This window comes from Propioniciclava sp. (genome assembly GCF_029977985.1).
In the GTDB taxonomy this organism is placed as follows: domain Bacteria; phylum Actinomycetota; class Actinomycetes; order Propionibacteriales; family Propionibacteriaceae; genus Propioniciclava.
Map to the genome: position 1 here is coordinate 21,978 of NZ_JARKOT010000213.1, position 8,463 is coordinate 30,440.

An 8,463-nucleotide genomic window follows, 5' to 3' on the forward strand; every position below is an offset into this window, starting at 1 on the left:
GTTCACCCCCGTGGCTCGGGACCCACAACGGTGAACTTCATCGCCGTGAACTGGCCGTCGCGCTCGACGTGCTCCCGATGCAGCCGCAACCGGCGAGGCAGCAGCGGGGCGCCCTCCCCCAGGACGACCGGCGTCACGTGCACCCACACGATGTCGAGCAAGCCGGCGTCCGCGAACTGACCCGCCAGATCACCACCCCCGACGATCCAGACATCCTTGTCACCGGCCGCTTCGACCAGCAGCGGGTGAAGCTCGGCCACGTTCCCCGAGAACACCTGGACGCCCTCGGGCACGTCGAGTTGCCGAAGGCTCACCACCCAGCGGGATGCCCGAACGGGTTGACGAACGGTACATCGGAACCTGCATGATCGCGCACCCACTCGAACGTGGACGCGCCACACACGACCGCCCCCACTCCTGCCGCGAAACGATCGAAGTCGAGCGTGTCGGTGTCCCCGTACCTCCCACCGGGGTCGTTCTCCGCATTGAGCGTGTCGAAGAGCCAGGTGAGGCTGTGATCGGGGTCGGCGATGAAGCCGTCGAGACTCGTGGCCGTGCAGTAGATCGTGCTCATGGATCCACGGTGGCAGGTGCCTCCGACGTTTCCGGTGCCACGCCGGTGCGCACCCTCCAGCTGGTCGGGCCGGGCGTCAGCTCCTCTTCTGCACGTGCAGCAGGGCCGGCTTGGTGACGTCGGCGAAGAAGTCGTTGCCCTTGTCGTCGACCACGATGAACGCCGGGAAGTCCTTCACCTCGATCTTCCAGACCGCCTCCATGCCCAACTCGGGGTACTCCAGCACCTCGACGGATGTGATGCAGTCCTGCGCCAGCCGCGCGGCGGGGCCTCCGATCGAGCCGAGGTAGAAGCCGCCGTGGGTGGCGCAGGCGTCGGTGACCTGCTGGCTCCGATTACCCTTCGCCAGCATGATCATCGACCCACCGGCGGCCTGGAACTGCTCGACGTAGGAGTCCATGCGCCCCGCCGTCGTCGGGCCGAACGAGCCGGACGCCATGCCCTCCGGCGTCTTCGCGGGCCCAGCGTAGTAGACGGGATGGTCCTTGAGGTACTGCGGCATCTCCTCGCCGGCGTCCAGGCGCTCCTTGATCTTGGCGTGCGCGATGTCGCGCGCCACGACGACCGTGCCCGTCAGCGAGAGCCGTGTCTTCACCGGGTGCTTGGTCAGCTCGGCCAGGATGTCGGGCATCGGCTGGCGCAGGTCGATCTTGACCGCCGCGCCCTTGCCCGTGCCCGAGACACCATGCGCCTCGGCGTCCAGTTCCTCGTCGACCACGTCGGGCAAGTATTGGCCGGGCTCGGTCTCGAGTTGCTCGATGTACGCTCCCTCGGGCGTGATCTTCGCGACGCACTGACGGTCGGCCGAACACGACACAGCGATCGCGACCGGCAGGGACGCGCCGTGGCGCGGCAACCGGATGACCCGCACGTCGTGGCAGAAGTACTTTCCGCCGAATTGCGCGCCGATGCCGAACTCCTGCGTGAGCTTGAGGACCTTCTCCTCCATCTCGACGTCACGGAACCCGTGGGCGCTCATATCGCCCGACGTGGGCAGCGTGTCGAGGTACTTGGCCGAGGCGTACTTGGCCGTCTTGAGTGCGAACTCCGCCGACGTGCCACCCACGACGATCGCCAGGTGGTACGGCGGGCACGCGGCCGTGCCCAGGCCGCGCAGCTTCTCGTCCAGGAACCGCATCATCGCCGCCTCGTTGAGCACGGCCTTCGTCTCCTGGAACAGGTAACTCTTGTTGGCCGAGCCGCCGCCCTTGGCCATGAACAGGAACTTGTAGGTGGTCTCGTGGCCGGGCTCGGTGTCGGCGTACAGCTCGATCTGCGCGGGCAGGTTCGAGCCGGTGTTCTTCTCCTCCCACATCGTGATCGGCGCGTTCTGGCTGTAGCGCAGGTTGAGCCGCGTGTAGGCGTCGAAGACGCCCTTCGACAAGGGCATTTCGTCGGTGCCCTCGGTGAGCACGTGCTGGCCGCGCTTGCCCATGACAATGGCCGTGCCCGTGTCCTGGCACATGGGCAGGACGCCGCCGGCGGCGATGTTGGCGTTCTTCAGCAGATCGAGCGCCACGAACTTGTCGTTGTCGGACGCCTCGGGGTCGTCCATGATCTTCCGCAGCTGGGCGAGGTGCGCCGGCCGCAGGTAGTGGGCGATGTCGTGCATCGCGGTCTCGGCGAGCGTCTCCAGCACGGACGGGGCCACCTTCAGGAAGGTGCGCCCGTCTGGGCCCTCCAGCGTTTCGATGCCCTCGGTCGTCACCAGTCGGTAGGGGGTCTGGTCGTGCCCGATGGGCAGCATGTCGGAGTAGCGGAATTCGGCCATGGTTCCTCCTGCGTGCGGGTTCTGATTCATCCTCTCACCTGAGCCCGACACTCGGGGATTTCGGGAGGCGACTAGACTGGGTTCGCTCGGGTCGCTCGCATCGTCAGAACGTGACAAGGAGGTTCACGTGTTCGGGACGCAGGCTCACGCCAGCATCAACGGACTGCTCAACAGCATGGCCCACGTCAACCGACCCCTCGTCGTCTCCCACGGCGGGGTGGCGGTCGGCACGATCCCCCCCAACACGGCGGCGTCCGTGCGCGCCGCCCTCCACTCCGGGGCCGACATCGTGAAGATCGACGTGTCGGCGTCCGTCGACAACATCTTCTACGCCTTCCACGACGGCACCGAACCCGAGCTGCTGGGGGTCGACCGCAACATCCAGTCGATGTCGGCCGCGGACATCGCCGAACTCACCTATCACTGGAAGAACAGGCCCGGACGCCGCGCGCACGTGGAACGGCTGGTCGCGATCCTGGCCGAGTTCCGTGGCGCGCCCGCGCTGTTCGCCCTCGACCGGTCGTGGTGGCGCTGGCCGACGCTGTTGCGCGTCCTCGACGGCCTGCGGATGCCGTCGCAGCTGCTGCTCAAGGTGCCGTCGTGGGAGACGGCGGCCATGAACGCACTGCGTCAGCACCGGACGCCGTACCCCGTCCTCGCCATCTGCTCCAGCCTGGACGAGCTCGACGGCCTGCCCCTGAGCGACCACGACCTCAACATCGTCGGCGTCGAACTCATCGCGCACGACGAGAACAACGTGTGGTTCGACCCGGACACCATCGCCGCCATCCACGACCGCGACCTCATGGTGTGGGTCAACTCCGAGACCCTCACCACGGGCATCCCCCTATTCGGCGGCTACGACGACGAACGCTGCGTCCTGCAAAGCCCGTCCGCCGCGTGGTCGCGCCTCCTCGAGCTCGGCGTGGACGCCGTCCAGACCGAGCTGCCGTGGCTCCTGCGTGACCTCCGCGAGGTGCGTGGCCGCTGACCGGCGCAGATCCGCCCACGGGATGATGGCCGACCCAATACCTCGAACTACTATGCATCGTAAGTCAATGCATCTGTGACCGAGGGGAGCCGGCGTGGCGTTCGACAAGGAGCTCGTCAAGGGGACCCTGCCCCTCCTTGTCCTGCAACTGGTCGCCGAGGGCGACACCTACGGCTACGAGCTCATCAAGGCCATCCAGGACCGCACCGACGGTGCCTTCACCTTCGCCGAGGGCACCTTGTACCCCGTGCTGCACGGGCTCGAGCGCGACCGTCTGGTCAGCAGCTACTGGGACGCCTCGGGTGGGGCCCGCAGGCGCAAGTACTACCAAATCACCCCCGGCGGACGGACGGCGCTGGCGTCCCGGGCATCGGAATGGTCGGCCTTCGCGTCCGCGGTCGGCCGGATCGTGGGAGGAGAGAGCCGTGGACGTGCCTGAACCGTTCCGTGCCTACGCCCACCGCGCGAGCGCCGGCATCGACGACCGCAGCGAACGGAGGGCTGCCGCCGAGGAGATCGTCGACCACCTCATGGAGGCCTTCGCCGACGAGCGGGCAAAGGGCGCATCCGAGGCGGACGCCGTCGCCGCCGCCCTCGGACGCATGGGTGGAGCCGAGGACGTCCAACGGCCCATCGAGGAGGCGCACACCCCGCGCTTCCGGCCGGCCGTTGTCGTCGGCTTCGTCGGGCTCGGACTCCTCGTGCTGTTCGCGATCTGGCTGGTCTTCTACCTCACCTTCCTCGGTCTCTGAAAGGAACGACCATGCTCACCCAACTCCGCAAGACCTGGCCCTGGGCCGCTGGGCTCGCCGCCTTCTACACTGTCGTTCCCAGCGTGTGGGGGGCGATCGCCCGCTGGAGCGCCCCCGAAGACACGACCGCCGACAAGGGCGTCATCTTCTCGTGCCTCGTCGGGCTGAACCCGGCCGTGACCCTGGCGGTCGGGGCCTTCGTCGGCTACCGCCACGGGTTCGCCTGGGTGTTTCCGGCGCTTGCGGCGGCCGCCCTCGTGCCTGCGGTCTACCTGCTCCTCAACGACTCGGCCCTCCCCTACGCGGTCATCTACGGGGTCTTCGCGCTGATCGGGCTGTTGGTGGGGTGGGGCGTCCGCGCCCTGTTGAACCGGCGGCTGAGGGCGGTCGCGGGCGAGGGTCGGCCGATCGGGTAGGTCTTACCGAGCACGGGTCGAGCGCCGTGGGAAGCTGACGGCGATCGAGACGGTGGCCAACGCCGTGATGCCCAGGCACCAGGCGACGGCGCGGGAGGCGTCCGGAGCAGCACCCCCGGAGAGCAGGGAGCGCAGCGACTCGATGAGCGGCGTCAGTGGTTGATGTCGGGCGAAGGGCTGCAGCCAGCCAGGCAGACTGTCCACCGGCGCGAACGCGCTGGACACGTACGGCAGGAACAGCAGCGCGAACCCGTAGCCGCTGGCCGCGTTAGGCGAGGAGGTCAGCAGACCGACGAGCACGTAGACGCTCGTGATGGCGAGGATCCACAGCCCGATCAGTCCGACGGCAGCCGCCCAGCCCCCGAGGCTCGCGCTCGGCCGATAGCCCAGGGCCATCGCCACCCCCAGCACCACCGCCGTGGCCAGCAGGTTGCGCAGCAGGCTCGCGATCGTGTGGCCGGCCAGCACCGTCGCGCTGGCGATGGGCAGCGTCCGCAGCCGGTCGAGGAAGCCCGCCTCCAGATCGCGCGCGACTCCGACCGCGGCGGATGCGGCACCGAACCCGGCGCACAGCAGCACGACGCCGGCCGCGACGTAGCTGAGATAGTCCCCGCCAACGTCGACGATGCCGGAGAACACGACGGTGAACATGACGGTCACCAGCGCCGGCAGCATGATCGCCACGAGCAGCGACTCGACGTCGCGGGCCGCGTGGCGCAGGCTGCGTCCGGCGAACAGCGCGCCCGCGCGCAGGGCGCCCACCCCGGCGCTCACGTTGCCACCCGGTGGTCGTTGGCGGCGGTGAGCTCGAGGAAGACCTCGTCCAGCGTGGGGTGCCGAATGCCGACGATGGCGTCCGGCCGGCAGCGCGGCCAAGGTGGTAGCGAGCTCGGACGCCGTCGGCCCGGTCGCGACCGAGCGGACCGGCACCCCCCGCTCATCGAGGACGTCGACGTGGTGGGTGCCCACGCGCGCGCCTTGAGGCGGCCGGGGGCGTCGTCGGCCACCACCCGTCCGCCGTGCAGCACGACCACGCGGCCGGCCAAGGCGTCGGCCTCGTCCAGGTCCTGTGTGGTGAGCAGCACGATCGTCCCACCGCCTGCGAGCCGACGGATATCCTCCCAGAGCGCGAGGCGACTCGAGGCGTCCAACCCCGTGGTGGGTTCGTCGAGGAAGACCACCGCCGGCGTGGTGAGCAGGGTCATCGCGAGATCGAGGCGCCGGCGCATACCGCCGCTGTAGTTGGCGGCGCGACGGTCGGCGGCCGGGTCGAGGGCGAAGCGCTCGAGCAACTCGTCGGCTCGTGCCCGCGCTCGATGCCCCAGCCCCCACAGGCGACCGACGAGCTCAAGGTTCTCCCGACCGGTGAGGACGCCGTCGACCGCGGCAAACTGCCCCGTCACGCCGATGCGACGGCGGACGGCGGCGGCGTTCGTGATCACGTCGTAGCCGCAGACGCGCGCACGGCCTGAATCCGGGGCGAGCAGAGTCGCGAGGATGCGCACCAGCGTCGTCTTGCCGGCACCGTTGCGGCCGAGTAGCGCCGTGACGCCGGGGACGAGCCGAAGGTCGAGGGCGTCGAGCACGCGCTCGACGCCGAAGCGTTTCGTGAGCCCCTCGATTTCAATCGTCGGCACTTCTGTGTATGTCATACGCAGACGGTACAGCGTTGCTGTATGCGTTGTACACAGTAGGCTGGGGCGATGAACGGCCTGCCGCGCGTGGTGACGATCGCCTGGTGCCTCACGGACGCCTCAGCGCGGGGACCCGCGCGCAGGCTCAGCCACGCGGCGATCACGGCGGCCGCGATCGAGGTGGCCGACGACCAGGGCCTTGGCGCGGTCACCATGGCGCGCGTCGCCCAGCGGCTCGGCTTCACCACGATGGCGCTGTACCGCTACGTGTCCACGAAGGCCGAGCTGCTGCTCCTCATGGCGGACGCGGCCGTGGCGCTCCCCGACCTCAAGGTCGAGCGCGGGGAGGGCGCCTCCGGCTTGCGCCGCTGGGCGGACGCCGTGCGCGACGCCCACCGCGCCCATCCATGGCTGGCGGAGGTGCCCCGCGCGTCCACCTCGGCGATGATGCCGAACTCTGCCCGGATGACCGACCTGGCGCTGCGGGCACTGGACGGGCTCCCCCTCACGGCCCCCGAGAAGCTAGCCACCGTCCTGGCGCTGTCGGGCCTGGCGGCGTTCTACGCCGATGTCGAGCGCAGCATGGCCGCCGAGCCCACCGAGGCGATCGATCCGGACGCCCTCGCCCCGTTCGTCGGCGCGCTCGCGGCGTCCTGCCCCGACGTGGCCGCGCTGACCGCCTCGGGCGAGTTCGTCAACACCACCGGTGCGGACGACTCATGGGTCGAGCAGCAGTACGCCTTCAGCGTGGCCGCCCTCCTCGCCGGGCTGCCCTCAGCCGCCGAGTAGCGCTCGGACCCCAAGCGAGCGGCTCGACAGCGGGCCCCGACGCCAGCCCGCCGGCCCAGTCCCCGAGGAGCCGGCTCATTCACCGAGGAGTTGGTCGGCCAGCGTCCGCTGCAGCCAGGCGCGATAGGCCTGGGCCGACCAGCCGCAGACGCGGCGCAACAGGTGGAACACGTGCGGCGACGAGAGCGAGAAGAGGACGTCCGCAGCCTCGTGGGCGCCCAACCCGGGACGGAGGGCACGGCGCTCGGCCAGGTCGACCGCAGTCCGGAGCATGACCGCCCGGGTCTCGCGGCTGCCGCCCTCAGCCAACGCGCGCACCTGTGGGTCGGCACCCTCCGCCTGGATGCCCACCCAGATGAGGTCACCGGCCCGCTCGAAGAGGGCGACACCGTAGTCGATGCCCGCGGCGAGGGACGCGCGGGGGTCCGGCACCTCGAGCGCCGCGGCGACCTCGGGGCGGTCGCGCACCGGCACCGGCTCCTCGTCGCCCACGGTCGCCACGTCGAGGGCGTGATGGTAGAGGTCGAACTTGGAGGCGAAGGCGGCATAGACCGTCCGCTCCCCGACGCCCGCCTCGCGCGCCACGTCCCTGAGCGTCGTGGCCGCGTACCCCTGCGCCACGAAGAGGCGGCTCGCTGCATCCCGGATCGCGGCGCGCGTGGCGGCGGCATCCGCCTCGCGACGCTCCGAGCGGTAGGCGCGCGTGCCCATTGACACCCTTCCCTTTTAGATGCAGTCTTACTGCATCAAATATAGCGCAACGGGAGGAGCGCATCATGCCGACACTCGCAGGGGTCAAGGTCCTGAAGCTGCCGACGACGGAACTGCGCGAGTCCGTGCGCTGGTACCGGCGGGTCTTCGGGGCCGAGCCGGTGCTCGAGTTCCCGGACATCGAGGACGGCGTCATCCGCGGCGTCGCTCTCGAGCTCCCGGACGCCGACTGCGGCATCGCCCTGCGCGAGGCGCCCGAGCAGGCGGCCGGCGTCCGCGGGTTCAACCTCGCAGTCTGGTCGGTGGAGGGCCTGTCCGACATCGAGGCCTGGGCGGCACACCTGGACAAGTTGGGCATCCCCCACTCGCCCACCATCACCGCGACCCAAGGCTGGATGCTCATCTTCTCCGACCCCGACGGCATCGAGCACCACCTCTACACCCGCGAGGGTCACGGCCTCGACATGGGGCACGAACCCCGCGCGGGCAGGACGCCGGCGCCCGGCGCTTGGGACTGACTCGCGCTACGGGCGGCCTTACCGCGATCGCTCCGGCGCCCTCGCCGATGACAGCTTCCGGGTCGGCACGGTGGCCGTCCGGAACCGGATCAGGGCGAATGAGTCGTGAGGATCACCGCGAGGATGCGCTGGAGCGCCCGGTAGTCGTCGGCGCCCAGGCGACGCTCTAGGAGTCTGCTGAACAATCCGTCCGCGTGCCTGTGGCACTGATGGGTTGTCGGGCTGGAATTGTTGGGGTGTGCAGGGCGGGTCGAGTCCCCAGCGGGACGTGTTGGACGTGGAGTCGTTGGCGGGGCATCTGTTGCCG

12 protein-coding genes are annotated in these 8,463 nt (G+C 69.8%); 6 read left to right on the forward strand and 6 right to left on the reverse strand.

Annotated features, from left to right (window positions below):
• Nucleotides 1–2: 2 nt before the first annotated feature.
• The 3 genes from Q1K57_RS12515 to Q1K57_RS12525 form a co-directional block, all read right to left on the reverse strand.
• Entirely contained in the window at nt 3–314 is a 312-nt protein-coding gene (locus Q1K57_RS12515) for a dihydrofolate reductase family protein (RefSeq protein ID WP_300083172.1), read from the reverse strand.
• Nucleotides 311–574, reverse strand: coding sequence for a hypothetical protein (locus tag Q1K57_RS12520; protein WP_300083174.1), 264 nt, complete (start codon nt 572–574; stop codon nt 311–313). Before Q1K57_RS12520 ends, Q1K57_RS12515 begins: the two co-directional genes overlap by 4 nt.
• Before the next feature lie 76 nt (nt 575–650).
• On the reverse strand, nt 651–2,345 hold the full coding sequence (locus Q1K57_RS12525; RefSeq protein ID WP_300083176.1) for a fumarate hydratase: 1,695 nt from the start codon (nt 2,343–2,345) through the stop codon (nt 651–653).
• Between the two features lie 127 nt (nt 2,346–2,472).
• Here Q1K57_RS12525 and Q1K57_RS12530 point away from each other — a divergent pair, with 127 nt between their 5' ends.
• The 4 genes from Q1K57_RS12530 to Q1K57_RS12545 all read left to right on the forward strand — a co-directional run bounded on the left by Q1K57_RS12530 (nt 2,473) and on the right by Q1K57_RS12545 (nt 4,504).
• The gene (locus tag Q1K57_RS12530; protein WP_300083178.1) at nt 2,473–3,336 is read left to right on the forward strand and encodes a glycerophosphodiester phosphodiesterase family protein; all 864 of its coding nucleotides are present in this window, start codon (nt 2,473–2,475) and stop codon (nt 3,334–3,336) included.
• A 94-nt stretch (nt 3,337–3,430) separates the two neighbouring features.
• The gene (locus Q1K57_RS12535) at nt 3,431–3,775 is read left to right on the forward strand and encodes a helix-turn-helix transcriptional regulator (protein ID WP_300083180.1); all 345 of its coding nucleotides are present in this window, start codon (nt 3,431–3,433) and stop codon (nt 3,773–3,775) included.
• Complete coding sequence (locus Q1K57_RS12540) at nt 3,762–4,088, forward strand: hypothetical protein (protein ID WP_300083182.1); 327 nt, start codon at nt 3,762–3,764, stop codon at nt 4,086–4,088. Before Q1K57_RS12535 ends, Q1K57_RS12540 begins: the two co-directional genes overlap by 14 nt.
• Nucleotides 4,089–4,099: 11 nt before the next feature.
• Nucleotides 4,100–4,504: a hypothetical protein gene (locus tag Q1K57_RS12545; protein ID WP_300083184.1), complete on the forward strand. Its 405-nt coding sequence runs from the start codon at nt 4,100–4,102 to the stop codon at nt 4,502–4,504.
• A gap of 3 nt (nt 4,505–4,507) precedes the next feature.
• On the opposite strand, the gene Q1K57_RS12550 is transcribed toward Q1K57_RS12545, so the two are convergent.
• Both Q1K57_RS12550 and Q1K57_RS12555 read right to left on the reverse strand, forming a co-directional pair.
• A complete protein-coding gene (locus Q1K57_RS12550) occupies nt 4,508–5,278 on the reverse strand; it encodes an ABC transporter permease (protein ID WP_300083186.1) in 771 nt (256 codons plus the stop codon).
• On the reverse strand, nt 5,275–6,156 hold the full coding sequence (locus Q1K57_RS12555; RefSeq protein ID WP_300083188.1) for an ABC transporter ATP-binding protein: 882 nt from the start codon (nt 6,154–6,156) through the stop codon (nt 5,275–5,277). The genes Q1K57_RS12550 and Q1K57_RS12555 overlap by 4 nt, the downstream gene beginning before the upstream one ends.
• A gap of 51 nt (nt 6,157–6,207) precedes the next feature.
• Between Q1K57_RS12555 and Q1K57_RS12560 the strand changes: the two genes are divergently transcribed.
• Nucleotides 6,208–6,927 (forward strand): helix-turn-helix domain-containing protein, encoded by a 720-nt coding sequence (locus tag Q1K57_RS12560; RefSeq protein ID WP_300083190.1) that lies wholly within the window; start codon nt 6,208–6,210, stop codon nt 6,925–6,927.
• A 75-nt stretch (nt 6,928–7,002) separates the two neighbouring features.
• On the opposite strand, the gene Q1K57_RS12565 is transcribed toward Q1K57_RS12560, so the two are convergent.
• A complete protein-coding gene (locus tag Q1K57_RS12565) occupies nt 7,003–7,638 on the reverse strand; it encodes a TetR/AcrR family transcriptional regulator (RefSeq protein WP_300083192.1) in 636 nt (211 codons plus the stop codon).
• Between the two features lie 65 nt (nt 7,639–7,703).
• Here Q1K57_RS12565 and Q1K57_RS12570 point away from each other — a divergent pair, with 65 nt between their 5' ends.
• The gene (locus Q1K57_RS12570) at nt 7,704–8,156 is read left to right on the forward strand and encodes a VOC family protein (protein ID WP_300083194.1); all 453 of its coding nucleotides are present in this window, start codon (nt 7,704–7,706) and stop codon (nt 8,154–8,156) included.
• Nucleotides 8,157–8,463: the final 307 nt, after the last annotated feature.